Genomic DNA, 26,167 nt, shown 5'->3' with positions numbered 1-26,167 from the left:
GTTTTTGATTCTGCAGAACAACAATAATTGGGAGCCTGCCATGTCGGTCGATCCGCAAAAACTTCTCCGCGAACTGTTCGACACAGCCATCGCCGCCGCCCACCCCCGTCAAGTCCTCGAACCCTACCTGCCCGCCGATCGCAGCGGCCGGGTTATCGTCATCGGCGCCGGCAAGGCCGCAGCTGCCATGGCCGAAGTGGTCGAGAAAAGCTGGCAGGGCGAAGTCTCCGGCCTGGTCGTGACCCGTTACGGCCACGGCGCCAACTGCCAGAAGATCGAGGTGGTCGAAGCCGCCCACCCGGTCCCGGACGCTGCCGGCCTGGCTGTGGCCAAGCGCGTGCTGGAACTGGTCAGCAACCTCAACGAAGAAGACCGCGTCATCTTCCTGCTGTCTGGCGGTGGCTCGGCGCTGCTGGCCCTGCCTGCCGAAGGCCTGACCCTGGCCGACAAGCAGCAGATCAACAAGGCGCTGCTGAAATCCGGCGCCACCATCGGCGAGATGAACTGCGTGCGCAAGCACCTCTCGGCGATCAAGGGCGGGCGCCTGGCCAAGGCCTGCTGGCCGGCCACGGTCTACACCTATGCCATTTCCGATGTACCGGGCGACCTCGCCACGGTCATCGCTTCCGGCCCCACCGTGGCCGACCCGAGCACCTCGGCCGACGCCCTGGCCATCCTCAAACGCTACAACATCGAAGCGCCCAAAGCGGTCATCGACTGGCTGAACAACCCGGCCTCGGAAACCGTCAAGGCCGATGACCCGGCCCTGGCCCGCAGCCACTTCCAGTTGATCGCCAAACCCCAGCAGTCGCTCGAGGCCGCCGCGGTCAAAGCCCGTCAGGCCGGTTTCAGCCCGCTGATCCTCGGCGACCTGGAAGGTGAATCGCGCGAAGTGGCCAAGGTGCATGCCGGTATCGCCCGGCAAATCGTTCAGCACGGCCAGCCGCTCAAAGCGCCCTGCGTGATCCTGTCGGGTGGCGAAACCACCGTGACCGTGCGCGGCAATGGCCGTGGCGGGCGCAACGCCGAGTTCCTGCTCAGCCTCACCGAAAGCCTGAAAGGCCTGCCGGGCGTGTACGCCCTGGCCGGTGACACCGACGGCATCGATGGCTCGGAAGAAAACGCCGGTGCCTTCATGACCCCGGCCAGCTACGCCAGCGCCGAAGCCTTGGGCCTGTCGGCCAGCGACGAGCTGGACAACAACAACGGCTACGGCTACTTCGCCGCACTGGATGCGCTGATCGTCACCGAACCGACCCGCACCAACGTCAACGACTTCCGCGCCATCCTGATCCTCGAGACTGCCCAATCATGACGCCTGATAAAAAAGTTAAGATCCTCGCCACCCTTGGCCCTGCGATCAACGGCATCGACGATATCCGCCAGCTGGTCGAAGCCGGGGTGAACATCTTTCGCCTCAACTTCAGCCATGGCGAGCATGCCGACCACGCCCTGCGCTACCAGTGGATCCGCGAAGTCGAGCAGCAACTGAACTACCCGCTGGGCATCCTCATGGACCTGCAAGGGCCGAAGCTGCGCGTTGGCCGCTTCGCCGAAGGCAAAGTGCAGTTGCAACGCGGGCAGGCCCTGCGCCTGGACCTGGACAAAACCCCGGGCGACAGCCGCCGGGTCAACCTGCCGCACCCCGAAATCATCGCCGCCCTCGAGCCCGGCATGGACCTGCTGCTGGACGACGGCAAACTGCGCCTGCGCGTGACCGCCAAGCACAGCGACGCGATTGACACCGAGGTGCTGAACGGTGGCGAGCTTTCCGACCGTAAGGGCGTCAACGTACCGCAAGCGGTGCTCGACCTCTCCCCACTCACCGAAAAAGACCGCCGCGACCTGGCCTTTGGCCTGGAGCTGGGTGTGGACTGGGTCGCCCTGTCGTTCGTGCAGCGCCCTGAGGACATCGTCGAAGCGCGCCAGCTGATTGGCGACCGCGCCTACCTGATGGCCAAGATCGAGAAACCATCGGCCGTCGAACAACTGCAAGCCATCGCCGAGCTGGCAGACGCGATCATGGTGGCCCGTGGTGACCTGGGCGTGGAAGTACCGGCCGAGAGCGTGCCGCAGATCCAGAAGCGCATCATCGGCACCTGCCGCCAGCTGGGCAAACCCGTGGTGGTGGCCACGCAGATGCTCGAGTCGATGCGTTTCTCGCCAGCGCCAACCCGTGCCGAAGTCACTGACGTGGCCAACGCCGTGGCTGAAGGTGCCGACGCTGTGATGCTGTCGGCCGAGACGGCCTCGGGCGACTACCCGCTGGAAGCTGTGCAGATGATGAGCAAGATCATCCGCCAGGTGGAGAACGGCCCGGACTACCAGGCCCAGCTCGACGTCGGCCGGCCAAAAGCCGAGGCCACCGTGTCGGACGCCATCAGCTGCGCGATCCGCCGCATCAGCGGCATCCTGCCAGTGGCGGTGCTGGTCAACTACAGCGAGTCGGGTGCCTCGACCCTGCGCGCGGCACGTGAACGGCCACGGGCACCGATCCTCAACCTGACGCCGAACCTAAACACCGCGCGCCGCCTGAGCGTGGCCTGGGGTGTGCATTCGGTGGTCAACGACCGCCTGCGTCAGGTCGACGAGGTGGTTTCCACCGCCCTGGAGATTGCCCAGGCGCAAGGCATGGCCAGCCGTGGCGACACGCTGCTGATCACCGCTGGCGTGCCTTTCGGCAAGCCGGGTACGACTAACACACTGCGGATCGAGACTTTGATCTGAGATTGCCGGGGGCGCGTTGCGCCCCTTTCGCGACACAAGGCCGCTCCCACAGGGCCACGCTGGCACAAGGGAATGCGATCCCTGTGGGGGCGGCCTTGTGTCGCGATTGGAGGGCAAAGCCCTCCCTGAATACCGCTCTACCCGACCGCGGAAAACCGAGGCCCAAAGAGGCCCACCGCTCCCCCATCAACCTCACTGACTGCCCCATGTACACCAAAAATTTCGTCAACCCGTGCCCCGACTGGGCCACGGCGTTACTCAACGGCTTCAGCCAAGTGCTGCTGCTGCGCAACCCCCTGTGCGGCCTGTGCTGCCTGCTGGCCATCCTGCTGACGGCGCCCAACCTGGTCGGCGGCGCGCTGCTTGGCGCCCTGGCCGGCCTGCTCACCGCCCAGGCACGCGGCTATGACCGTGCCGACCGCCAGGCCGGGCTGTACTGCTACAACGGCGTGCTGATCGGCATCCTGATCAGCGCCGTGCTGCCCTGGTCGGTCATATTGCCCCCCCTGATCATCGCCGCCGGCGGCCTGTCCAGCATCATCACCCACCAGTGGCGCAAGCGCGGCGGCAAGTTGCTGGTCGCCTACACCGCGCCATTCGTGCTGCTGGGCTGGGGCACACTGCTAGTCGTCAGCCCCTCGCCCAGCGGCTTCGTCGAAGCTGACCCGCTGTACGCGTTGGCCCGCGGCGTGGGCCAGATCTTCCTGCTTGATCAACCCTTGGCCGGGCTGCTGATCATCGTCGGCATGTTCATTGCCAATCCCTATGCGGCGATGTGGGCTGTAATCGGTTCGGCCATTGGTGGCGGCGTGGCGTTGCTCGCCGATCAACCGCAAGCTGCCTGGTTGGGGCTATACGGTTTCAACGCAGCCCTGGCGGCACTGGCCTTCAGCAGGCGAGGTGAAAAACCCTGGGTGACCCTGCTGGCGATTGCCTTGGCCTTGCTGCTGCAACCGCTGTTCAAGCTGATGCCTGTGCCCGGCCTGACCGCGCCCTTTGTCGCCGCCTGCTGGCTGATGCATGTAGCTGATCACCTAGGTCACAGGACACAGAAAGACAGCTCACATCGATTACCGAACTAACGGGGGGGCGCAGATATCCACTCCGCCTATGGCAGCCTAATGGGAGCTGGATCGGGTGCCGAGGAAATACCCTTTGGCGGGCGCGGGGGCGGAGACGGAGGTAGAGGACGAAGAGGCTTTGGAAGAGAGCGTAGCGCTAGCTGCTCATTTAGCCTGCTCTGCAGCACTTGATTCTGTTTTTGAAGGAGAACGTTGTCTGCTTGAGAGCGCTCCAAGTGTTTCCGAGTAGCGCCCAAACCATCAACCTTGACCACCGTATACCGACCATCCTCACCTCTGGAAATTTCGTATCCAGCACTACCAATACCCAAGCTGTAAGCTTCAGAGCTGTTCTCGAAATGATTCTTCACTCCCCTTTTGAAAATTTTCGGTATGCCAAAGCGCTTAAACTCAGCAGTTAGCCCAGTTTTCACACTTTTCATCTGACCTGACGGGTCAGAGCTGTTTATCGGATCACCCTCACAATAACAGTAAGCATTCAGCCCACCATTCCCAAAAGGGCTTAAACCATCCGGGCTGTAAAAACGCATAAAAATGGGGCTATAAAATCGGTGACCATTGCCCAGCGCATAGGCTTGCAAGATGCCATCGTGCCGTTCGCCATTGAAACCCAATGAAGGAATCGGCCAATTCAGTGAATACCCATAAGCTGCGTATGACCGTATCCACTTCGTCTGAGCACGCTCAACAGCAATTTGCTCGGGTAACTGTCCATTCTGCAGTTTCATGCTCGCCTCCCCCCTGACCCTACGGGATTCTGCCCCAGCCAATCCGATCCGGAGAACTAGCAATTTTAACAGTTCATTCGTTGCAGCCTTGGGCAAAGACCCTCTAGGCTTTCCGCTTTGCCTTCGGCCCCCCTACATCATGGTCTTCCATACCGACACCCTAGCCGGTCGCCGCTTCGACAAGATCGTGCTGTTGATCATCCTGGCCAGCCTGGTCACGGTGATCCTCGATAGCATCGACGAAGTGCACCAGAGCTAAGCCGGCTTACTGGCCGCCATCTGTACTCAAGCTCAGCCCCTGCTCGCTCCTTTTCAGTCAATCTGATGCCCATGATGGTTCCTACCGCAGCAGCGGAAAACTATCAGTTTTGTCAGGTAGACCATCCCCTCTTCCCGTCATCCACCCAGACCCTCTAGGCTTGCCTTTTCCAGATCGCGGAACCTAAGCCCATGTCTACCCCGCAATCCCTGCGCGAACGCCTCTACATCATGGTCTTCCAGACCGACACCGTAGCCGGTCGCCGCTTCGACAAGATCCTCCTGCTGATCATCCTGGCCAGCCTGGTCACGGTGATCCTCGACAGCATCGACGAGGTGCACCAAGGCTACGCCGGCCTGCTGGCCGGCATCGAGTGGGGCTTTACCGCGATCTTCCTGGCCGAATACATCACCCGCCTGTACTGCTCGCCCAAGCCGCTGCGCTATGCCTTCAGTTTCTACGGCCTGGTCGATTTACTGGCGATCGTGCCGGGGATCCTCGCGCTGTACTACAGCGACGCCCAGTACCTGCTCATCATCCGGGTCATCCGGATGCTGCGGATCTTCCGTGTACTCAAGCTCAGCCCGTACCTCAAGCAGGCCCATTACCTGATGGAGGCGCTACGCGGCAGCAAGCAGAAGATCATCGTGTTCCTGGTGACGGTATCGACGCTGGTGACAGTGTTCGGCACGCTGATGTACGTGATCGAAGGGCCTGAGCATGGTTTTACCAGCATCCCCAAAGGCATCTACTGGGCCATCGTTACCCTGACCACCGTGGGCTTTGGCGACATCGTGCCGAAGACCCCGCTGGGGCAGGTGCTGTCGTCGCTGGTGATGATTACCGGTTACTCGATCATTGCCGTGCCGACCGGCATCTTCACCGCCGAGCTGGCCAATGCCATGCGAGGGGAGCAGCTGCAGCATGATTGCCCGACCTGCCACAAGAAGACCCACGAGCATGGGGCGGCGTTCTGTTCTCGCTGTGGGAATGGGTTGTTTCCCAAAGCGTGACAGCGCCTGCGCCGGCCTCTTCGCGGGTGAGCCCGCCCCTACAACAGGCCCGGACCGTGCGCGGTCCCTGTAGGAGCGGGTTCACCCGCGAAGAGGCCGGCACAGGCAGAAGCATAACCAAAGCATTTTTTGTTCTTTAACCCGTATAAACCCACCCGCTATAGTCGCTGGCAATCTGCCCCAACACCCTTCAAGAACAAGGAAGCAACGTGAAAAAACTCTTCACCGCCTCGCTGCTCGCCGCAGGCCTGGCCCTGGGCAACCTCGCCCAGGCCGCCCCCACCCTGCTCAACGTTTCCTACGACGTGATGCGCGACTTCTACAAGGACTACAACCCGGCCTTCCAGAAGCACTGGGAAGCCGAGCACAACGAGAAGGTCAACGTGCAGATGTCCTTCGGCGGCTCGAGCAAGCAGGCCCGTGCAGTGATCGATGGCCTGCCGGCCGATGTCATCACCATGAACATGGCCACCGACATCAACGCCCTGGCCGACAATGGCAAGCTGGTGCCCGACAACTGGGTAACCCGCCTGCCGAACAACAGCGCGCCGTTCACCTCGGCCACTGTGTTCATCGTGCGCAAGGGCAACCCGAAAGCCCTCAAAGACTGGCCCGACCTGCTCAAGGACGGTGTGCAGGTGATCGTGCCCAACCCGAAAACCTCGGGTAATGGCCGCTATACCTACCTGTCGGCCTGGGGCTACGTACTCAAGCAAGGCGGCGATGAAAGCAAAGCCCGCGATTTCGTCGGCAAGCTGTTCAAACAGGCACCCGTGCTGGACACCGGTGGCCGTGCCGCCACCACCACGTTCATGACCAACCAGATCGGTGACGTGCTGGTCACCTTCGAGAACGAAGCCGAGATGATCGCCCGCGAGTTCGGCCGCGACCAGTTCGAAGTGGTCTACCCAAGCGTATCGGCCGAAGCCGAGCCACCGGTGACGGTGGTCGACAAGGTAGTGGACAGGAAAGGCACCCAGGCCGTGGCCGAGGAATACCTGAAGTACCTGTGGTCACCCGCAGCCCAGGAGATCGCCGCCAACAACTACCTGCGCCCGCGTGATGCAACGGTACTGGCCAAGTACACCGACCGCTTCCCGAAAGTGGACTTCCTGTCGGTGGAGAAAACCTTCGGTGACTGGCGTACCGTGCAGAAGACCCACTTCAATGACGGTGGGGTTTTTGACCAAATCTATACCAACCAATAGCCATAAGGGGGCATCTGGCCTAATGCCAGTCAGTTAAGACAGACTCATTGACCTTTAGCCTGTAGGCCGCAAAATCCGATGCTTGGAAACGAGCATCGGATTTTTTATGCGCCTGTCAAAAGCCCTCTCTCTGAAACACCACATTAGAGATTAAAGCGCGGCTATTGAGCAAAACCGTCAAAGGAAAGGTCGTGAGCAGTGCTTAGACGCTGGCCTGAACCTGTGCACCAGGCAACACCCCGGGGGCGGCGGCAACTACATTCAATGCCTGGTCCACGGGAAACGCGTCAACGGCAACAAAGTCCATGCGCCATTCGCCTTCGCTGCGCGTGAAACAGCCACGAAGTGCCGGATACTTCCTCACGACAAACCGCACGGCCTCACGCAGATGATGAGCACAAAGATGCTCCTGCGGTATCAGGACTTCGCCGACATAACGCTGTTCCAGATGCAAGGCCGCACGCTGATCATACAATTGCCCCAATAATAGGCGCATGCCTCCTCTCCAAATTTAAAGCAGCACAAATCCAGACCCGAAACCATTCAACTGAACAGTTCCGGGCCGAGCATTATTTGACTAAATTAAGAAGAAACTTGCTGTTCGGCAGAAACTGTCGAATACCTTCGAAAGTTCACAAACACCAACAGTGCGATGACCACGAGTACCCCCACGGTGGCCATCATTACCGAGGACACCGCTTGGTCGAACGCCAATCGCGCATTCACAGCGATTTCCTGCCCCAGCGGGGCGGGCATTTGCGCGGCAGCGGTCAGCGCGCTGTCGATCCCGTCCTGCAGGCGCGCCGCGTCGGCGGCCTGCTCGGGCACGACCAGCGAGCGGCTGTACACCACCGACATCAGGCTACCCATGAAGGCGATGCCCAACCCTCCTCCCAGCTCGTAGGAAATTTCCTCGGCCGAAGCGGCCATCCCCGCTCGCTCCGGCGGCGCGCTGGCCATGATGGTGGTGGACGCCCCGGTCATACTCGCCCCTACGCAAGCACCCATGACGAACAGCAGCAGCAGTTGCAGGGCGACCGACTGGCTGAAACTGTACATGAACAGGCCAATGGCACCGGCGTAGATCAACAGTGCGAGCACCAGGAACCGATCACAACGAACCTTGGGCAGCAACCAGCCGCTTAACGGACCGGCCACGATCGCTCCCACGGAAAGGGGCAGGAAATAAAGGCCGGTCTCGAGCGGGGATAGCCCGACAACCAGTTGCAGGCGCTGGCTCAGTACCAGGTTGATGCCCATCAGGCAGCCGGCCGCGGCCAGGCTGGCGATGACCGCAGAGGAGAACGCGGGGCTGCGGAAAATCTGCACGTCGATCAACGGAAAACCACGCTTGCGCTGCCCGCGCACGAACATCCAGCCGAAGCCCGCGCAGATGGCCAACGCCCCCAGCGCCGCCACCAGCGAGGGCTCGGGCTTGGCGAATTCCTTGATCAGGTACGCCAGGCTGATGAGCCCTACCATCGCCTGAAGGGAGCCAAGCAAGTCCCATGGCCCGGCGTTGGCCTGTTGCGTGTTCCTGATCAGCAGCAAGGACAACACCAGGGCCACCAGCACGATGGGCACGTTGATCAGAAACACGGAACCCCACCAGAAATGCTCAAGCAGCGCCCCCCCTATCAGCGGACCAATCGCTGCACCACCGGAAGCCACGGCCGTCCAGACGCCGATGGCAAAACCACGCTCACGCTCATCCTCGAAGGTCAGGCTGATGATCGCCAGCGTGGCCGGCATCATGGCCGCCGCACCGACGCCCAGCGCGCCCCTAGCCAGGATTAGCAGCGCGGAAGATGGCGCGAATGCAGCCAGAAGCGACGCCGCACCGAACAGCATAAGGCCGATCACGAACAATCGCTGGTGCCCGATGCGATCACCCAAGGTGCCAGCACCCAGCAACAGGCCGGCGACGACCAGGGGATACATGTTGATGATCCACAGCTTATCGGAGGTAGATGCCCCGAGCGCATGGGTAAGTGTGGGCAAGGCGATGTAAAGGACCGTCATGTCGATCGCAACCAATAGCAAGGCGAAGGACAGGACGGCCAATACGAGCCATCGCTGGTAAGTGTTGAACATTGGCATTCTCCCTGCCTTGATCAAGCCGATCACTGATTGTCGGCGCCGCATCCAAATAGGAACTCGGATCCTAGTAGACGGCCAATTTCATTGCAAATATTAAAAATTGTCAAAACAATTAACCCCCACACAATGAATATAAATAAATCATATCCGTAAGATAAATCCTACATTAACGGATGAATAATGACGTATTTAAAATAGAACTTCATCACCTTGAGTGCTCCTCCACGCCCGCATCCGAAAAATTGGCGGACTCGCCAGCCGCTCGGCAAACACCAGCGCCGGGGCATGCAAGGACAACTCTTCGATAAGGAACTGCAGCCCGATGCCTGGGTCGTTGGCACAGGCCAGTAAGGTGCCGAACAACTGGTAACCCGCCTGCCGGACAACAGCGTGCCGTTCACCTCGGCTCCTACAAGGGATGCGCAGCCTCGCCCACGCGCTACTGCGCATCGCCATGGCCGTCACCTTCATCGAGCTGCTGGGGCGCATCTGGGGCTTCTCGGTGGTCGATTTCGCCCTGAGCAACAGCCTGGGCCAGGCGATCAGCAACTCGCTGTCGAGCATTGGCTTGATCCTGCTGGTCACCTGGCTGCTGTGGGTGGTACTCGATACGGCCATCCAGGAAGCACTCAAGCCCCCCGTCGGCCGCCGCAGCGCGCGTCAGCCGAGCACCCGGGTGCGGACCATCCTGCCGATGCTGCACAATGCGATCAAAGTGGTCCTGATCGTCATCTACACCATCACCACCATGGCCAACCTGGGCACCAACGTCACGCCGTTCCTGGCCGGTGCCGGGGTGATCAGCCTGGCCATCGGCTTCGGCTCGCAGCACCTGGTGCACGATGTGATTACCGGGTTGTTCATCCTCATCGAGGATTCCATTTCCATCGGCGACTGGGTAGTGCTCGATTCCGGCCATACCGGTACAGTCGAAAGCCTGACGATCCGTAGCGGCTGCGCGATGGCAAAGGCTTCGTGCACTCGGTGCCGTTTGGCCAGATCAAGGCGGTTACCAACCAGTCGCGGCAGTTCGCCTATGCGTTCTTCTCGGTGCAGTTCACTTACGACAGTGATGTGGATGCGTCACTCGCGCTGATCCATGAGGTGGGCAAGTCGATCAGCGAAGACCCGCTGCTGCGCATCAACCTGCAAGGGCCGTTACAGGTATCCGGAGTGGACCGCTTTGCCCAGGTGTACCCGCTGCCGCTGCAGGCCCTGGGGGCTTGAATTCGCCTGCACCGGCCCTTTCGCGGGCTCGCCCGCGAAGCTTCCAGCAAGGGCAGCATCAAACCTGACGGAATACCAAGGCCTTCAGCCCGCCAGCCGGGTCAACGTCCGGAAACTCCGGCGGGTTTTCCAGGCGTTCGACATAAGCCAACGAAGGCGCCTGCTCTGCCATGCGTTCAATCAGAAACTCAGGCCCGATCCCCGGGTCGTTGACACACGCCAGCACCGTCCCGCCTTCGCTCAACAACTCAGGCAAACGCCGCAGGATCTTTGCGTAATCCTGGGTCAGCACAAAGCTGCCACGCTGGAAGGTTGGCGGGTCGATGATGATCAGGTCATAAGGCCCGTACTTGCGCACCTTGCCCCACGACTTGAACAGTTCATGCCCCAGGTACGCCACCCGTGATGCATCGTGGCCATTGAGGCGATGGTTGTCCCGGCCCCGCGACAGGGCCGATTTGGCCATGTCCAGGTTCACCACCTGCTCAGCGCCACCGGCAATCGCTGCCACGGAAAAGCCGCAGGTATAAGCGAACAGGTTCAGCACGCGCTTGCCCGCCGCCTGCTCGCGCACCCAACGGCGGCCATAGCGCATGTCGAGGAACAGGCCATTGTTTTGCCGCACGCCCAAGTCCAGCAGGTAGGTCAGGCCGTCCTCGATCACTTCGCGTTGCTGGCACGGCTCACCCAGCAGCCACTGGCCCGGGCTGTCGGGCAGGTAGCGGTGCTGGATGATGACTGCCTGACCCGTCCACTGCGGGCGCTCGGCCAAGCTGCGCAGCATGGCTTCCAGTTCGGCGAGCTGGCCTTCGGCCCGCTCACGGAACAAAGCGACCGACAGCACGCCCTGCAGCCAGTCGACGGTGACCTGCTCCAGGCCCTGCCAGCAGCGGCCGCGTCCGTGAAACAAGCGGCGGGTTTCCCGTGGTGCGGGGTCAAGGGCGGCAAGCAGGTGTTGCTCAAGGGTGTCGATGGGCGAGGTCATGGCGGATCGCAGGCTGGCAAAAAGCGGCATTCTACCTTGCGGGCCTCTTCGCGGGTAAACCCGCGCCTACAGGATGCCGCGCCGAGCGGAACCACCACCCCTGCTGCATCCCCGCCGCCGCCAGCAGGATCAACCCCACCCCCAGCCACTGCAGCGGCGCCAGGCGGTGCCCGAACGCCACCCAGTCCACCAGAATTGCCGCAATCGGGTAAATGAACGACAGCGCACCGGTCAACGCCGTGGGCAAACGCTGGATGGCGCTGTACAACAGCACATACATCAGGCCGGTGTGCACCATGCCCAGTGTCAACAAGCTGGCCAACGCCGGCACTTCAACCGGCAACCCGCCAAGCGTGACCCATGGCGCCAGCAGCAACACACCCGTGGTTACCTGAATCAACGCAATCAGGTGCGGGGGCGTGCCACTCAGGCGCTTGATGATCAAGGCCGCGATCGCATACAGAAACGCCGCCCCCAGCGCCAGGGCAATCCCCAGCAGATAGTCCTCGCCATCACTTTGCCCAGCGCCATGGGCACTGACAATGGCCAGCATGCCGAGGAACGCCACACTCAGCCAGGTCACCTTGGCCAAGGTGATCTTTTCGCCCAGAAACAGCGCCGCCAGCCCCACCAGCATGAACGGCTGCACGTTGTACACCGCCGTGCCGATGGCAATCGACGCCCGTGCGTATGAAGCGAACAACAGCAGCCAGTTGCCGACAATGGCCACCCCGCTGGCTATCGCCAGCAAAAATGCCGTGCGGCTGATCACCCCCGGGCGCAGAAAGCCAAACGCGGCGCAAATCGCCAGCAAGGTCACGGCACCGAACACGCAGCGCCAGAACACCACATCCAGCACCGGCTGGTCGGACACCAGCACGAACCAGCCAATGGTCCCGGAAATCAGCATGGCAGCGACCATTTCCAGCGAGCCACGGCGCAATGAACTGTCCATCTCAAACCTCCCGTTGATGATGGCCACAGTATGCAAAGGCGGCAGCCTGGCCATCCAGCGGATAACCAAGGCATTTTCGCCAACCTGCCTTTACTATCAAGGCAAATAACACGAATCACCTGATGAGGTGGGTATGACCGATGCCATCGACCAATTATTGATCAACGCACTGATGGAGGACTCGCGCCGCTCGCTCAAGGCGCTGGCGCAGGTCAGCGGGCTGTCCGCACCCAGCGTCAGCGAGCGCCTGCGCCGGCTGGAAGAGCGTGGCGTGCTGCGCGGCTATACCGTGGAGGTCGACCCGCGCGCCTTTGGCTACCAGTTGCAGGCGATCGTGCGCATCCGTCCGCTACCGGGGAAGCTGCAGGAGGTGGAGCGCCAGATCATTGCCATCCCTGAGTTCACCGAATGCGACAAGGTCATTGGCGAAGACTGCTTCGTCGCCCGACTGCATGTGCGCTCGATGGAGCAGCTGGACACCCTGCTCGACCTCATGAATGTGCTGGCCGAGACCAATACCGCGATCATCAAGAAGACCCCGGTCAAGCGGCGGTTGCCGCCAATGGATTGATTGGCTCCTGTGCTGGCCTCTTCGCAGGCGTGCCCGCGAAGAGGCCAGCACAGGAAAAGCTGACTATTTTTTGTACACAAAAACGTAACCATAGGTGCCATTTTTGTGTGCACTTTCTTCAGTGGCGCCCCAATTCGTTACACACTTTCCACCCGTTATTTTGACCAAATGATCAACTAATCAATCTTTCAAAAAATATAACTTGTTCATTTGGTCAACTTATATTCTCTGTATTTCATTAACTTACCTTTTAACAAGATAAGTTCGAAATGATCGCCTGATGAAACCTGCTCTTCCCTTGGCATGGAACTCGCTTTTGTGTGTTCGTGTTTTGTATACAACTTAAACAAAACATAGATACACAAGAATCCGCGACGCCGACCCAATGTCGGCCGCCGCGCCCACAACCCTGTGATGCCAACGCTGCACCGACGAGATGGCGAGCCCGTGCGCATGCCCGCTCATCGCAGTCCATGTGCATCAGGAGCCCGCCGGAATGAGTAGCAGCCTCGACCTTGCCCCTGAACTATCCGTCGCCAGCACACACCCCGCGTCCACGCTTGCCGGCCACCAGCCGAACCTTGTTCTCAGCCCGCGCCTGCATAACCGCGACCTGGCGCCCACGCGTATGGAAGGCCGTCGCTGGGGCGGCTACAGCATCTTCGCGCTGTGGACCAACGATGTGCACAATATCGCCAACTATTCGTTCGCCATGGGCTTGTTCGCCCTCGGCCTGGGCGGCTGGCAAATTCTGTTGTCGCTGGCCATCGGCGCGGCACTGGTGTACTTCTTCATGAACCTGTCGGGTTACATGGGGCAGAAAACCGGGGTACCGTTCCCGGTCATCAGCCGCATTGCCTTCGGCATCCACGGCGCGCAGATCCCGGCGCTGATCCGTGCCATCATCGCCATCGCCTGGTTCGGCATCCAGACCTACCTGGCATCGGTGGTGCTGCGGGTGCTGCTCACCGCCGTGTGGCCGCAACTGGCAGCCTACGACCACGACAGCATCCTCGGCCTGTCGAGCCTGGGCTGGGTGTGTTTCGTGTCGATCTGGCTGGTGCAGCTGGTGATCCTGGCCTACGGCATGGAGATGGTGCGCCGTTACGAGGCCTTTGCCGGGCCTGTGATCCTGCTGACCGTCGCCGCCCTGGCGGTGTTCATGTACTTCAAGGCCGACGCGCGCATTGCCTGGTCGGTGGCTACCCCGCTGACCGGCTACGAGATGTGGCGCAACATCTTTGCCGGCGGCGCACTGTGGCTGGCGATCTACGGCACCCTGGTGCTGAACTTCTGTGACTTCGCCCGCTCCTCGCCTTGCCGCAAGACCATCCGCGTCGGCAACTTCTGGGGCCTGCCGGTGAACATCCTGGTGTTCGCCGTGATCACCGTGGTGCTGTGCGGCGCGCAATTCCAGATCAACGGCCACATCATCGACAGCCCTACGCAGATCGTCGCCGCCATACCCAGCACGCCATTCCTGGTGCTCGGCTGCCTGGCCTTCCTGATCGTCACCGTGGCGGTGAACATCATGGCCAACTTCGTCGCCCCGGCCTTCGTACTCAGCAACCTGGCGCCGCGCCACCTGAACTTCCGCCGTGCCGGGCTGATCAGTGCCACCCTGGCGGTGCTGATCCTGCCGTGGAACCTGTACAACAGCCCGCTGGTGATCGTGTACTTCCTGTCGGGCCTGGGCGCCCTGCTCGGCCCGCTGTACGGCGTGATCATGTCCGACTACTGGTTGCTGCGCAAAGGCTGCATCAACGTGCCAGAGCTGTATACCGAGCACCCGGCCGGTGCCTATCACTACAGCAAGGGCATCAACCTGCGCGCCGTTGCCGCCTTCGTGCCGGCCGCACTGCTGGCCATCGTGCTGGCCCTGGTGCCCAACTTCCAGGGTATCGCGCCGTTCTCCTGGCTGATCGGTGCCGGCATCGCCGCCGCCCTGTACCTGCTGATCGCGCCACGTAACCGCCACTACCACGACGTCAGCGGCGAGTGCATCGCCGTCGACCACAGCGGCCATTAATCAAGGAGGACTGCCCATGCGTATTCTGATCGCCAACGTCAACACCACCGAAGCCATTACCCAGGCCATTGCCGAGCAGGCCCGTGCGGTGGCCGCACCCGGTACCGAAATCGTCGGCCTCACGCCCTGGTTCGGCGCCGAATCGGTGGAGGGCAACTTCGAGAGCTACCTGGCGGCCATCGCGGTGATGGACCGGGTCCTGGCCTTTGAAGGGCCCTACGATGCCGTGATCCAGGCCGGTTATGGCGAACATGGCCGCGAAGGCCTGCAGGAACTGCTCAACGTGCCTGTGGTGGACATTACTGATGCCGCCGCCAGCACGGCAATGTACCTGGGCCACGCCTATTCCGTAGTAACCACGCTTGACCGCACCGTGCCATTGATCGAGGACCGCCTGAAGCTCTCGGGCCTGTATGACCGCTGCGCCTCGGTGCGAGCCAGCGGGCTGGCGGTGCTGGAACTGGAAGCCGACCCGCTGCGGGCCGTGGAGGCGATTGTCGAGCAGGCCGAACGCGCCGTGCGTGACGACAAGGCCGAGGTGATTTGCCTGGGTTGTGGCGGCATGGCCGGGCTGGACGAGCAGATTCGCCAACGCACCGGCGTGCCGGTGGTGGATGGTGTGAGTGCAGCGGTGACCATTGCCGAATCGCTGGTGCGCATGGGTTTGAGCACGTCCAAAGTGCGTACCTATGCGACGCCACGGGCGAAGAAAGTGGTGGGCTGGCCGATGCGCTTCGGCCGCTAGACATCCTTCGCCTGTACCGGCCTCTTCGCGGCTAAAGCCGCTCCTACCGGACCAGCGCAAGCCTGAATACCGTGGGGGCCTCGTAGGAGCGGCTTTAGCCGCGAAGAGGCCGGCCCGCTTAACGCATCATCCTGGCCAAACGCTGCGCACTGCCACAGGCCAAGGTGAACCCCAACGCCCCATGCCCCAGGTTCAGCCACAGGTTGCGGTACACCGTCCCACCTATGATCGGCACGCCGGTAGGTGTCGCTGGTCGCATCCCCGCCCACTCCACCGCCTGGCCATAATCCGCCGCCCTCGGCAGCGTCTCCAGCGCCAGCCGCCGCATGCTCTGCAAACGGCGCATGTCCACCGACTCGTCGAAGCCGACAATGTCCACCATCGCCGCTACCCGCAGCTGCTGCCCCAGGCGTGCATAGACGATTTTGCGCTCATAGTCGGTAAGGCTCACCTCCGGGGGCAGGTGCCCGGCGCTGATCGGTGCGGTCAGGCTGTAGCCCTTCAGCGGGTAAACCGGTATCTGCACCCCCGGTAATGCCAAGCCTGGGCCGCGATGCCCAGCACACAGCACCAACTGCTCCACGTCCAGCTGCTGATCGCCCAGTTGCAGTGCCACGACCTGGCCCTGGCGCTGAACCAATTGCGTCACTGGCCGGCCAAGCAGGAAACGGCACTGGCCCGACGCGCGCAACAGCGCCTCCAGCCGCAAGCAAAACACGTGGCAATCGCCAACCTCTTCGCCCGCCGTGAACACGCCCCCCACAAACGGTGCGCCATCCAGGGCAGGCTCCAGCGCGCGCAGCTCGGCAGCCGCCAGCACCTGCTGACTGGCCGGGTCCGTCAACTGTTCCCGGCCTTGGGCAAAGGCCCGTTCACTGCGAAAAGCCACCAGCTTGCCATTGCGCCGCCAGGCGAAATCCCCCAGGTTCTGGTCTTCGCGCCACTGCGCCAGAACGGCCTGGCTGTACAGCGCGAGCTCAAGCAAGTGCCCGGCATTACGGCGATTGACGCTACGCCTGCAAGCCAGGGTGAATGCCAGCAGCCAGCGCCACTGGGCCGGGTCCATGCGCAAGCGCAAGCGCAATGGCGACTCGCCCTGCAACAGCCAGCCCAGCGCCTGCCACGGCACCCCGGCATCAGCCAGCGGCGCCACATAGCGATAGGACAATTGCCCGCCATTGGCAAAGCTGGTGGCCGACGCCAGGCTGTCGCGGGCCTCGATCAGGTCAACCGACCACCCTTCCCGAACCAGCGCGTAAGCCGTCGCCAGCCCCACCACTCCACCACCGATCACCGTTACCCGCTGCTTCATCGCTCATCCCTGTTCCGGCTTCCTTGCCAAACAGTACCAGCGGATCAGGTCGGGCAGCTATGCGCACCGTCATTCAGGCCCTGGCGCACATTGCGGCTCAGCAGACTGGCCTTGCCATCGTGCCAGGTCAGGGTCAGTACGTAGAGGGTGTCGAAGTCTTCGCCGCTCCAGTCCTCGGTGATCACCCGCTCCTCCCCCAGGGCCTTGCCGGCCACCGTGTTGATCAGTTCCGGCAGGTAGCCGTGGGACCAGGCGGTATAGATGGTCGCATTGCGGTATTTGTCGCTCAGCAACTCATCGGCCAGTTCAGCGGTGTCGTTGGCGCCGTAGTCGATATTCACCGGTAAGCCGAGGCGGATGGCACTGGGGGTGATGGTCATTAATGGGCGGATGTAGCTGTAGCTTTCATCCCGGCTGCCTTCCTCGACATGCCGCGTGGGGTTGGCAGCAAACACATAGTCGGCCTTGCCGAAGCGCTCGGGCAGTACAGTGGCCAGGTCCAGCGCACGGTTGAGGCCCTGGCAATTCAACTGCCCGAGCCCCTCGCCCGGCTTCTCGCCATGACGCAGAAACACCAGGGTCTGGGTGCCATCCACCGGTCGTGCCCGGCTTTCGACAGCCTCCAGCGCCAATGGTACGGCGACGGCTGTGAGCACCAGGCTCAGCAGCAAGTGGCGGCGACGACGGAAGAATGTTGGCAACTTCATCAAGGCAGGCTCGTGTGGCAGAGAAAATCGGGTTTACCCGCCACATCGCCCGGCCAGTTGCAGGGCGCCCGTGTAGTGAATGCCATCCCTGGCAACGCGTCAGGGTCAGAGTGCCCCGAACCCGTTTGGTTCCTCCCTGGAGGTGGATGCCGTTCCCTAGGCAAGGCCTAGATTAGGGGCTGGGTGTTGCGCAATTGTGTAAGGTGCAAGAACCTCGGGTTGCAACGTGCCCACTCAATCATCCCGCGTGAGCACTTCCAGCAGTTCAATCTCGAAGGTCAGGTCCGAATTCGGCGGGATCGCCCCTACGCTGCGTTCGCCATACCCCAGGTGCGCCGGTACCAGCAGCTTGCGCTTGCCGCCTACGCGCATGCCCATCAGGCCTTGGTCCCAGCCTTTGATTACCCTGCCGGTACCGATCACGCACTGGAACGGCTTACCGCGCGACCAGGACGAGTCGAACTCGCTGCCATCGGCCAGCCAGCCGGTGTACTGGGTGGTGATCAGGGCACCTTTGACGGCGGCTTTGCCGTCTCCCTCGACCAGGTCGATGATCTGCAGTTCTTGGCTCACGGGTACACTCCAAAACGCTGAAAAACAAAACCGCCCTTTTCTCAGGAATGCACCGGTTTGGCAAGTTCACGCAGAAATGTCCGGAGGCATTCGCCGACGGAATGCCTCCGTACAGACATGACGTTGAATCAGCTGTTCTGCTCGAACACCTCTTGGCCGGACAGCTCCTTGGTCTGATTGGCGAAGCAGTACCACGCGGGTTTCTCTTCGACGAAGATCTGCAGGTCGAAATCCCAGGCTTGGTCGCCATCGAGCAGGCCGACCGGCACGGCATGGAAGTCGTTGGCCTTGAGCCGGTAGTACAGGTGCGTACCACAGCGGCCACAGAAAGCACGCTGGGCCCAGTCGGACGAATCATAGACGCTGGGCGCACGCCCTTCGATCAGCGGAGGCTTGCTGCAGTGCACCACCAGCAGCGGGCCGCCGGTCCACTTGCGGCACATGCTGCAATGACAAGCGCTGATATGGGTATTGTCGACGGTGACCGTCAGCCGCGTGTCGCCGCACAGGCAGGTGCCGTGTTTTTCCAGGGCCATGGGTGGCTCCTCGAATGCAAAGATGGGCCAGCAATTATAGAAGCTCGCCGCGAAAGCAGCTTGCTTGCTGCTTTTGTACTCTGCGAGACAGCGCTGCCCAAAAGGGCTGGCTGTCTGCTACAGGGCATCGCACTCACGGCTAGATGTACGCAGTACCACGCAGGTACAACGCCGCCCGCCCACTGATGATTACGCGGCCATTGCCCGGCACTTCGCACTGCAACTGCCCTTTGCGTGCCCCGCCCTGCTCGCAGCTCAGCACGTTCTTGCCCAGACTCTGGGCCCATACCGGTGCCAGCGAAGTGTGCGCCGAGCCGGTTACCGGGTCTTCATTCACCCCAACCCGCGGGCCGAACCAGCGGGTGACGAAGTCAAAGCCACGCCCTGCCGCGGTCACGGCAATGCCACGGACGTCGAAGGCCGACAGCGCAACAAAGTCGGGTTTCAACGTTTCGAGCAGCATGGCGTCATCGATCACCACCACATAATCGTCGCTACGGTACACCGCCTTCGCCTGGCTCAAGCCCAGCGCCTGCAGCAGGCCCGCCGGCGTGTCCACCGCTACGGGTTGTTTGGCCGGGAAGTCCATGGCCAGCAGGCCATCAGTGCCGCGGCTGACACGCAGCTCGCCACTGCGGGTGTTGAAGCGCAGTACTTGCGCCTGCTCACCCAGTTGCTCGAACAGCACGTAAGCCGAGGCCAAGGTAGCATGGCCGCACAGGTCGACTTCCACGGTGGGGGTGAACCAACGCAGGTCGAACGTTTCGCCTTTGCGCACGAAGTAGGCTGTTTCTGACAGGTTGTTTTCTTCAGCGATGCGCTGCAGCACATCGTCCGGCAGCCAGCTTTCCAGTGGGATCACTGCGGCCGGGTTGCCACCGAACGGTTCAGTGGAAAAGGCATCGACCTGGAAGATTTCGAGTTGCATGCACACACTCCTTGTTACCTGGGCGCTGCCAGGCAGATATCTGGAAAAGGGCTACGGGCGTACCGGGGTCAAAACTGGCTCACCGGCAAAGAACGCCTGCAGGTTGCGCAGCACCAAGGCCACCGTGTCGCGCGCGGCTTCTGGCGATTGGCCAGCCACGTGGGGTGTGAGCACAGTGTTGGGCAAGGCCTTGAGTGCATCGGGCACTGCTGGCTCGTCATCGAAAACATCCAGCGCGGCGCCAGCCAGCTGGCCACGCTGCAATACGGCAATCAGGGCCTGCGTGTCGACCACGCTGGCACGGGCGATGTTCACCAGATAGCCTTCAGCGCCCAGGGCCTGAAGGACGTGGGCATCGACCAGATGCCGGGTGTTGGCGCCACCGGGGGTGGCCACCACCAGGATGTCGACGGCTTCAGCCAAGTGCCGAGGGCTGTCGTACCAGGCATAGGGCACATCCTGGCGTGGTGTGCGGCTGTGGTAGCTGACGGGCATGTCGAAGCCCAAGTGGGCCCGCTTGGCGACCGCCAGCCCCACTGCGCCGAGGCCGAGAATGCCCAGGCGTTTGCCACTCACCGAGGGGCTGATCACCCGGTTCCATTCACCGCGCCGCGTGCTGGCATCGGCACGAGGAATGTCGCGCAGCAGCGCCAGCAGCAGGGCCAGGGTGTGGTCGGCGACGGCTGCGGCATTGGCCCCGGCGCCATTGGTGACGGTTATGCCGCGGGCAGCGGCGGCGGCCAGGTCGACCTGCTCGTAGCCGGCGCCGATCACGCAGATGATCTGCAATCTGGGTAATGCGTCAATTTCGGTGGCGGATAGCCCCAGCGGCCCACGGGTGAGTACCGCATCGATTTCTTCGGCGTGGCGATGAATGGCATCGGCGCGCAGTTGCGGCGAAGGGGCACGGATCAGGTGGTAACCGGCCTGCTCCAGCATGGGCAGGTAATCGTCGACGGTTTCCACCAGTACCAGGACTGTCTTGCTCATGCCACCTCCGGGTGAATTCGAGGCGTCATTATGCGGAGTCACCGGCCGGTACAGTCAATGGAAATAACAAGGCAAAACTGTACTGTGCTGCTGTTGCTGTTGCTGTTGATCTTGATCTTGATCTTGATCTTGATCTTGATCTTGATCTTGATCTTGATCTTGATCTTGATCTTGATCTTCGCGACTTCAGGAGGCCGAACGTAGGCCTTGCGGAGGGAGGTGACGGGCATGGATGCCCGTCAAGCGCTGGGCCCCAGGATGGGGCCTGCAGCGCGGTCCTCCCGGGAGCGAGGCCGGAGAGAGGGGACCCCGGAGCGCAGCGCAGGGGCCGGATGATGGGAGCGCAGCGTTTTTTGGTTACTTTTTGTCGCGTTTGACAAAAAGTGACTCGCCGTAAGGGCGAAAAGGTGAGTCAGCGTCGCCATCGCGAATGGACTGTTCGCTGAGTCAAAACAGACGAATTTGCTTCTTGCTTCTTGCTTCTTGCTTCTTGCTTCTTGCTTCTTGGATGTGGGCATTCACATCGAGTAGGTATTCATTCACGCACGTGGCGCATAGTCACCTTTCCGCCCTTACGGCGGGTCACTTTTTGTCAAACGCGACAAAAAGTAACCAAAAAACGCTGGCTCCTATCATCCGGCCCCTGCGCTACGCTCCGGGGTTCCCTCGCTACGGTCTTGCTCCCGGGAGTACGCGCTGCAGGCCCCATCCATGGGGCCTCAGCGCTTGACGGGCATCCATGCCCGTCACCTCCCTTCGCAAGCCCTGCGCTCGGCCTCCTGAAGTCGCAATCTGCGTCGCCTGAACTACCGCGCGCTTACAAGCAAAAGCAGAAGCAGAAGCAGAAGCAGAAGCAGAAGCAGAATAAGCAGATACAGAAACAGCGTTACTGCGCGAACGCGCGCCCTAACCCACCGGGTACACCACTGCTGTCAGTTTCCTGCCAAGGCCCATTCGGGCTCAACGACCAGCTCCAGCCGTTATCAAACCGATAGTAGGTACGCTGCCGGTAGAAGGTATTGGGCTGCTTCTCCAACACATATACACCCAGCTTGGGATCCCAGTGACTTGCCCCGCCAGGCGGTGGCGCAAAGCTGGCCGAGGTGCGCGGCATGGGCTTGGGTATCGCCGCCGGCTTGCTCGGCTGAGTGGAAGGCTGCCTGCCCGGCAAGGGCTTGACCACCGGCCCCGAAGGCGGCACACGCTCGATCGGTGGCGCGGGCTGCTCGTACGGCTCATGCACCGTACACGCAGACAAACCCAGGGCCAAGGTAATCAGGGTCAGGCGGACGGTGCTGTGCATGGCATTGCTCTCTTACTGGTCTGGAGTGTCGATGGTCAGGCGCTGGGTAGCCTGGGTGGCGCTAGACAACGGCGCCCCCTGGCCAATCCACTCACCCTGGGTAGGCTGACCCGCGCGTGAAACACGTGCAACCAGTTGGACTTCGGCATACTGCGACAGTTTCATCTGCGGCATCATCGCATCAGCATCAGACAACTCCACCTCGATCGGCAACTGCGCCACGGTCACCCGCTTGGCCGCCAGCGGCATCGGCGGGCCATTGCTGGCGCGAGCGAAGATAAACACCGTGTCGTCCGGCTGGACCTTGTCCTTCAAGGCAGCCGCCAGTTCCACCCGCACTTTCAGGCGAGCCGCCACAGGTGCAGGCTCAGTAGCCTGCACTGGCGCGCCACCCACGCGCTCGGCGGCACGGTCGATCCCCCCCTGCAACGCCGCTCGCGATGCATCACCTTCTGGCAACTGCGCCAGCAAGCGCTTCCAGTAGTCGATGGCTTCCTGATAGCGCTCGCCTTCAAACGCGGCAATACCGCGCAGGCCCAGGCTGGTCACCTCGTTGGGGTCCGCCTTCAGCGCTTCGTCAGTCAGCGCCTGCAATTGCGGGCTCCACTGCTTGTTGGCGGCAAAGTACTGGGCCTGGGCCCACTGCCCCAGCAGCTCGGGCTGGCGGCCAGCCAGGGCCACGGCCCGTTCGAACGTACGCGCGGCGTCGGCCGGGCGCTGCTCGGCCATGTAGGCCCGGCCAAGGAAATACATGGCCTCGGCCGAATCCGGCTGGGCCTGCACCACGCGTTCAAGGCGCGTGGTCATTTCTTCCATCGACTTGGGAGCCTCGGCAAACTCCTGGGTCAGCGCCACCTTGTCGGCCGCCCCAAAATGCAGGTACAGCCCCAGCGCCATCAGCGGTACCAGTACCGCAGCCAGCAGCGGCAGGGCCTTGCCCAAATGCCCCTGGCGCGGGGCCTCGGCGCCTTCGGTATCGGCCAGCAGCTCGCGGGCAGCCTCGTCCCGGCCCTTGGCCATCTGCGCCTCATCGAGCACACCGGCGGCTTGTTGGGCCGCCAGCTCGGCGACACGTTCCTGGTAAAGGGCCACGTTCAAGGCCGTGCGGTCTTCTTCCTGCTGGCGACGGCGGCCACGCAGGATCGGGAGCAGCAAAAAGCTGAGGGCAGCGAGCAGCAGAAGGCCCGCGCTAAGCCAGAATTCAATCATGGGTCTGTTCTTTTTCCAGCAGTTTGGCGAGACGCTCGCGTTCTTCGGCAGACAACTCATCGGCGCCCTGCACGGCCGTAGCACGGCGCCGGCGTACGATCACCGCCAGCACCACGAAGCCACCGGCCAGCAAGATCCCCGGGCCAAACCACAGCAGCCAGGTACGCCCGCTGAGCGCCGGCTTGTAGCGCACGAAGTCGCCATAGCGGTCGACCATGAAGTCGATGATCTGCTGGTTGCTCTGGCCTTCGCCAAGCATGCGGAAGATTTCTCGGCGCAGGTCGGCAGCAATCGGCGCGTTGGAGTCGGCAATATCCTGGTTCTGGCACTTGGGGCAGCGCAGTTCCTTGGTCAACTGTTGGTAACGCTCGCGCTCTGCCTCGTCGCGAAACTGGTAGGTGTCGATAGCCGCCTTGGCCACACCGGCCAGGCTCATGCCCAGCACCGCAGCTGCCAGCCAACGCCTCATGGCTTGGCCTCATCAATCAGGCCCTGGTACAACGGCGCCAGCTGTTCACGCCAGACCGTGGCATCGACGATGCCGACGTGCTTGTAGCGGATGATGCCCTTGGCATCGATCAGGAAGGTTTCCGGCGCCCCATACACCCCAAGGTCCAGGCCCAGGCTGCCCTGTTCGTCACGAATATCCAGCTGATAGGGGTTGTGGAACTCGGCCAACCACTTCTGCGCGGCGGCGTTGTCATCCTTGTAGTTGACCCCATGGATCACCACCCCCTGCTGTGCCAGCTGGTTCAGGTACGGGTGCTCGACCTTGCACGACGGGCACCAGGTGGCCCACACGTTGACCAGTGCCGGGCGCCCCTGCAAGTCGGCCTGAGTCAGGGTGCGGTCCCCCTGTGTCGACGCCAGGGAAAACACCGGGAACGGTTTGCCGATCATTGCCGAAGGCAGCTCGTCGGGCTTGAGGAAAAGCCCCTTGTAGAGGAAGACCGCCACCAGCAGGAACACTGCAAGGGGCACTACCATGATCCAACGCTTCATGCAGCTGCTCCAGACACGCCCAGGACATCACGCACCCGGGTCTTGACCTTGACGCGGTAGCGCCGGTCGAGGGCCGCCAGCAACCCGCCCAGGCCGGTCAGCAGACCGCCCAGCCAGATCCAGCGGACGTAAGGCTTAATATGTACGCGCACAGCCCAGGCGCCATTCTCCAGTGGCTCGCCAAGCGCGACGTACAGGTCGCGGGTAAAGCCGGCGTCGATACCTGCTTCGGTCATCATCGACTGTTGCACGGTGTACAGGCGCTTCTCCGGGTACAGTGTGGTCACTTCACGGCCATCGCGGCTGACCACGATGGTGCCCTTGTCAGAGATGAAGTTCGGCCCCTCGAAGTGCTTGGCGCCCTGGAACAGGAAGTGATAGCCACCCAGCTCCACGCTTTCGCCCGGCGCCATGCGCAGGTCGCGCTCGGCGCTGTTGTTGCTGGACAGCACCACGCCCAGCGCACACACCGCCAGGCCCAGGTGCGCCAGTTGCATGCCCCAGTAGCTGCGGCCCAGGCCCGGCAGGCCTTTGACCAGGCCCTTGTGGCGGGTCTTGTCGAAAATGTCACGCAGCCCGCCAAGCACTACCCAGGCGGCCAGGGCGAAGGCCGTCAGCGTCGGCCAGTCGAAGTCGTCGACGATAAAGCCGGCAACCGGGGCAAGGATGGCACTGCCGATCAATACCGGGGTCATCATGCTGACCAGCCATTTGCCCGGGGTGTCCTTCCAGCGCACCACCACGCCCACGCTCAGCACCACCATCAGCAGCGCCATCAGTGGCAGGAACAAGGCGTCGAAATAGGGCGGGCCGACCGACAGCTTGGCCCCGGTCAGGGCATCGAGCACCAATGGGTACAGGGTACCGAGCAGAATCATCGAAGCCGCGACCACCAGCACCAGGTTGTTGGCCAGCAGCAGCGTTTCACGCGACCACAGGGCGAAACCGACCTGGCTCTTGACCACCGGTGCGCGCAGGGCGAACAGGGTGAGCGACCCGCCGACCACGAACAGCAGGAAAAACAGGATGAAAATACCCCGCGACGGGTCGGCGGCAAACGCGTGCACCGAGGTCAGCACCCCGGAACGCACCAGGAAGGTACCCAGCAGGCTCAGCGAGAATGCGGCAATTGCCAGCAGCACCGTCCAGCTCTTGAATACCCCGCGTTTCTCGGTCACCGCCAGCGAGTGGATCAGTGCGGTGCCCACCAGCCAAGGCATGAACGAGGCGTTTTCCACCGGGTCCCAGAACCACCAGCCACCCCAGCCCAGTTCGTAGTAGGCCCACCACGACCCCAAGGTGATGCCAACACCCAGGAAAGCCCAGGCGACGATGGTCCACGGCCGCGACCAGCGCGCCCAGGCAGCGTCCAGCCGGCCGCCGAGCAAGGCGGCAATGGCGAACGCGAAGGCCACCGAGAAGCCCACATAGCCCATGTAGAGCATGGGTGGGTGAACGATCAGGCCAAAGTCCTGCAGCAGCGGGTTGAGGTCACGGCCATCAGTCGGCACCTGCGGCAGCAGGCGCTGGAACGGGTTGGAAGTAATGATCAGGAAGCTCAGGAAGCCCACGCTGATCATGCCCATTACCGCCAGCACGCGGGCCAGCATCACCTGCGGCAACTGCCGGGAGAACACCGACACGGCAAAGGTCCAGCCGCCGAGGATCAGCGCCCAAAGCAGCAACGAACCCTCATGGGCGCCCCACACCGCACTGAACTTGTAGTACCAGGGCAAGGCGCTGTTGGAGTTGCTGGCCACATAGGCGACCGAGAAATTGTCTGTCATGAAGGCATGGGTCAGGCAGGCAAAGGCAAACGCCAGGAAGGCGAACTGCCCCCACGCTGCCGGCCGCGCCAGGCTCATCCACAGGCTGTCGCCACGCCACGCGCCAAGCAACGGCACACTGGCCTGCACGACGGCAAAGCAGATGGCCAGAATCATCGCCAACTGGCCCAGTTCGGGGACCACCAGTGCTG

General features: G+C 62.2%; 25 protein-coding genes and 3 pseudogenes. 10 read left to right on the top strand and 18 right to left on the bottom strand.

The window, feature by feature from the left end; translation table 11 throughout:
* Nucleotides 1–40 precede the first annotated feature (40 nt).
* From KW568_RS08460 to KW568_RS08450, 3 genes are all read left to right on the top strand, one after another.
* Nucleotides 41–1,315: a glycerate kinase gene (locus tag KW568_RS08460; protein ID WP_003254348.1), complete on the top strand. Its 1,275-nt coding sequence runs from the start codon at nt 41–43 to the stop codon at nt 1,313–1,315.
* On the top strand, nt 1,312–2,727 hold the full coding sequence (gene pyk / locus KW568_RS08455) for a pyruvate kinase (protein WP_003254349.1): 1,416 nt from the start codon (nt 1,312–1,314) through the stop codon (nt 2,725–2,727). The genes KW568_RS08460 and pyk overlap by 4 nt, the downstream gene beginning before the upstream one ends.
* 206 nt (nt 2,728–2,933) lie before the next feature.
* Entirely contained in the window at nt 2,934–3,809 is an 876-nt protein-coding gene (locus KW568_RS08450) for an urea transporter (RefSeq protein ID WP_004577099.1), read from the top strand.
* A gap of 26 nt (nt 3,810–3,835) precedes the next feature.
* On the opposite strand, the gene KW568_RS31080 is transcribed toward KW568_RS08450, so the two are convergent.
* The gene (locus tag KW568_RS31080; RefSeq protein ID WP_004577100.1) at nt 3,836–4,537 is read right to left on the bottom strand and encodes an RHS repeat-associated core domain-containing protein; all 702 of its coding nucleotides are present in this window, start codon (nt 4,535–4,537) and stop codon (nt 3,836–3,838) included.
* Between the two features lie 139 nt (nt 4,538–4,676).
* Here KW568_RS31080 and KW568_RS08440 point away from each other — a divergent pair.
* From KW568_RS08440 to KW568_RS08430, 3 genes and pseudogenes are all read left to right on the top strand, one after another.
* Nucleotides 4,677–4,793 (top strand): annotated as a pseudogene (locus KW568_RS08440) (ion transporter); the annotation flags it as partial.
* Nucleotides 4,794–4,987: 194 nt separating this feature from the next.
* Nucleotides 4,988–5,809 carry an ion transporter gene (locus KW568_RS08435; protein WP_003254352.1) on the top strand — a complete coding sequence of 274 codons (822 nt, stop codon included), beginning with the start codon at nt 4,988–4,990 and terminating at the stop codon, nt 5,807–5,809.
* Nucleotides 5,810–6,018: 209 nt separating this feature from the next.
* Nucleotides 6,019–7,017 carry a sulfate ABC transporter substrate-binding protein gene (locus KW568_RS08430; protein ID WP_004577102.1) on the top strand — a complete coding sequence of 333 codons (999 nt, stop codon included), beginning with the start codon at nt 6,019–6,021 and terminating at the stop codon, nt 7,015–7,017.
* A 202-nt stretch (nt 7,018–7,219) separates the two neighbouring features.
* Here KW568_RS08430 and KW568_RS08425 read toward each other — a convergent pair whose 3' ends face one another.
* The 3 genes and pseudogenes from KW568_RS08425 to KW568_RS08415 form a co-directional block, all read right to left on the bottom strand.
* Nucleotides 7,220–7,513, bottom strand: coding sequence for a hypothetical protein (locus KW568_RS08425; RefSeq protein ID WP_004577103.1), 294 nt, complete (start codon nt 7,511–7,513; stop codon nt 7,220–7,222).
* Nucleotides 7,514–7,599: 86 nt separating this feature from the next.
* A complete protein-coding gene (locus KW568_RS08420; protein ID WP_004577104.1) occupies nt 7,600–9,111 on the bottom strand; it encodes an MFS transporter in 1,512 nt (503 codons plus the stop codon).
* 195 nt (nt 9,112–9,306) lie between these two features.
* Nucleotides 9,307–9,474, bottom strand: a pseudogene (locus KW568_RS08415) (class I SAM-dependent methyltransferase); the annotation flags it as partial.
* 67 nt (nt 9,475–9,541) lie between these two features.
* Between KW568_RS08415 and KW568_RS08410 the strand changes: the two are divergent.
* Nucleotides 9,542–10,344 (top strand): annotated as a pseudogene (locus KW568_RS08410) (mechanosensitive ion channel family protein); the annotation flags it as partial.
* A gap of 58 nt (nt 10,345–10,402) precedes the next feature.
* On the opposite strand, the gene KW568_RS08405 reads toward KW568_RS08410, so the two are convergent.
* The gene (locus KW568_RS08405; protein ID WP_409077985.1) at nt 10,403–11,329 is read right to left on the bottom strand and encodes a class I SAM-dependent methyltransferase; all 927 of its coding nucleotides are present in this window, start codon (nt 11,327–11,329) and stop codon (nt 10,403–10,405) included.
* Between the two features lie 31 nt (nt 11,330–11,360).
* Complete coding sequence (locus KW568_RS08400) at nt 11,361–12,284, bottom strand: DMT family transporter (RefSeq protein ID WP_004577109.1); 924 nt, start codon at nt 12,282–12,284, stop codon at nt 11,361–11,363.
* Nucleotides 12,285–12,417: 133 nt separating this feature from the next.
* On the opposite strand from KW568_RS08400, the gene KW568_RS08395 reads away from it, so the two are divergent.
* The 3 genes from KW568_RS08395 (at nt 12,418) to KW568_RS08385 (ending at nt 15,629) form a co-directional block, all read left to right on the top strand.
* Nucleotides 12,418–12,855: an Lrp/AsnC family transcriptional regulator gene (locus tag KW568_RS08395; protein WP_003254357.1), complete on the top strand. Its 438-nt coding sequence runs from the start codon at nt 12,418–12,420 to the stop codon at nt 12,853–12,855.
* A 496-nt stretch (nt 12,856–13,351) separates the two neighbouring features.
* Complete coding sequence (locus tag KW568_RS08390; protein WP_004577110.1) at nt 13,352–14,884, top strand: NCS1 family nucleobase:cation symporter-1; 1,533 nt, start codon at nt 13,352–13,354, stop codon at nt 14,882–14,884.
* A 16-nt stretch (nt 14,885–14,900) separates the two neighbouring features.
* Nucleotides 14,901–15,629 carry an aspartate/glutamate racemase family protein gene (locus KW568_RS08385; protein WP_003254359.1) on the top strand — a complete coding sequence of 243 codons (729 nt, stop codon included), beginning with the start codon at nt 14,901–14,903 and terminating at the stop codon, nt 15,627–15,629.
* Nucleotides 15,630–15,747: 118 nt separating this feature from the next.
* On the opposite strand, the gene KW568_RS08380 is transcribed toward KW568_RS08385, so the two are convergent.
* From KW568_RS08380 to KW568_RS08325, 12 genes are all read right to left on the bottom strand, one after another.
* Nucleotides 15,748–16,941: a D-amino acid dehydrogenase gene (locus tag KW568_RS08380; protein ID WP_004577111.1), complete on the bottom strand. Its 1,194-nt coding sequence runs from the start codon at nt 16,939–16,941 to the stop codon at nt 15,748–15,750.
* A gap of 44 nt (nt 16,942–16,985) precedes the next feature.
* Nucleotides 16,986–17,648 carry a histidine phosphatase family protein gene (locus KW568_RS08375; protein WP_004577112.1) on the bottom strand — a complete coding sequence of 221 codons (663 nt, stop codon included), beginning with the start codon at nt 17,646–17,648 and terminating at the stop codon, nt 16,986–16,988.
* A gap of 234 nt (nt 17,649–17,882) precedes the next feature.
* Entirely contained in the window at nt 17,883–18,221 is a 339-nt protein-coding gene (locus KW568_RS08370) for an FKBP-type peptidyl-prolyl cis-trans isomerase (protein WP_003254365.1), read from the bottom strand.
* Nucleotides 18,222–18,349: 128 nt separating this feature from the next.
* Complete coding sequence (locus tag KW568_RS08365) at nt 18,350–18,757, bottom strand: GFA family protein (RefSeq protein WP_004577113.1); 408 nt, start codon at nt 18,755–18,757, stop codon at nt 18,350–18,352.
* Nucleotides 18,758–18,896: 139 nt separating this feature from the next.
* Nucleotides 18,897–19,685 carry a PhzF family phenazine biosynthesis protein gene (locus KW568_RS08360; RefSeq protein WP_003254369.1) on the bottom strand — a complete coding sequence of 263 codons (789 nt, stop codon included), beginning with the start codon at nt 19,683–19,685 and terminating at the stop codon, nt 18,897–18,899.
* A gap of 51 nt (nt 19,686–19,736) precedes the next feature.
* Nucleotides 19,737–20,675, bottom strand: coding sequence for a 2-hydroxyacid dehydrogenase (locus tag KW568_RS08355; RefSeq protein WP_003254371.1), 939 nt, complete (start codon nt 20,673–20,675; stop codon nt 19,737–19,739).
* 38 nt (nt 20,676–20,713) lie between these two features.
* Entirely contained in the window at nt 20,714–20,905 is a 192-nt protein-coding gene (locus KW568_RS08350; protein ID WP_259538047.1) for a hypothetical protein, read from the bottom strand.
* Between the two features lie 656 nt (nt 20,906–21,561).
* Complete coding sequence (locus KW568_RS08345) at nt 21,562–21,978, bottom strand: hypothetical protein (protein WP_004577461.1); 417 nt, start codon at nt 21,976–21,978, stop codon at nt 21,562–21,564.
* A 12-nt stretch (nt 21,979–21,990) separates the two neighbouring features.
* On the bottom strand, nt 21,991–23,187 hold the full coding sequence (ccmI, locus tag KW568_RS08340; protein ID WP_004577460.1) for a c-type cytochrome biogenesis protein CcmI: 1,197 nt from the start codon (nt 23,185–23,187) through the stop codon (nt 21,991–21,993).
* Complete coding sequence (locus KW568_RS08335) at nt 23,180–23,656, bottom strand: cytochrome c-type biogenesis protein (RefSeq protein ID WP_003254376.1); 477 nt, start codon at nt 23,654–23,656, stop codon at nt 23,180–23,182. The genes ccmI and KW568_RS08335 overlap by 8 nt, the downstream gene beginning before the upstream one ends.
* Nucleotides 23,653–24,189: a DsbE family thiol:disulfide interchange protein gene (locus KW568_RS08330; RefSeq protein WP_003254377.1), complete on the bottom strand. Its 537-nt coding sequence runs from the start codon at nt 24,187–24,189 to the stop codon at nt 23,653–23,655. The genes KW568_RS08335 and KW568_RS08330 overlap by 4 nt, the downstream gene beginning before the upstream one ends.
* Nucleotides 24,186–26,159, bottom strand: a complete 1,974-nt coding sequence (locus KW568_RS08325; RefSeq protein ID WP_004577459.1) for a heme lyase CcmF/NrfE family subunit — start codon at nt 26,157–26,159, stop codon at nt 24,186–24,188. Before KW568_RS08325 ends, KW568_RS08330 begins: the two co-directional genes overlap by 4 nt.
* Between the last annotated feature and the right edge of the window lie 8 nt (nt 26,160–26,167).

This window comes from Pseudomonas sp. HD6515 (assembly GCF_024971855.1).
Lineage (GTDB): Bacteria > Pseudomonadota > Gammaproteobacteria > Pseudomonadales > Pseudomonadaceae > Aquipseudomonas > Aquipseudomonas alloputida.
The sequence above is the reverse complement of the archived record's forward strand: the minus strand, read 5'-3'. Positions and strand labels throughout refer to the sequence as shown.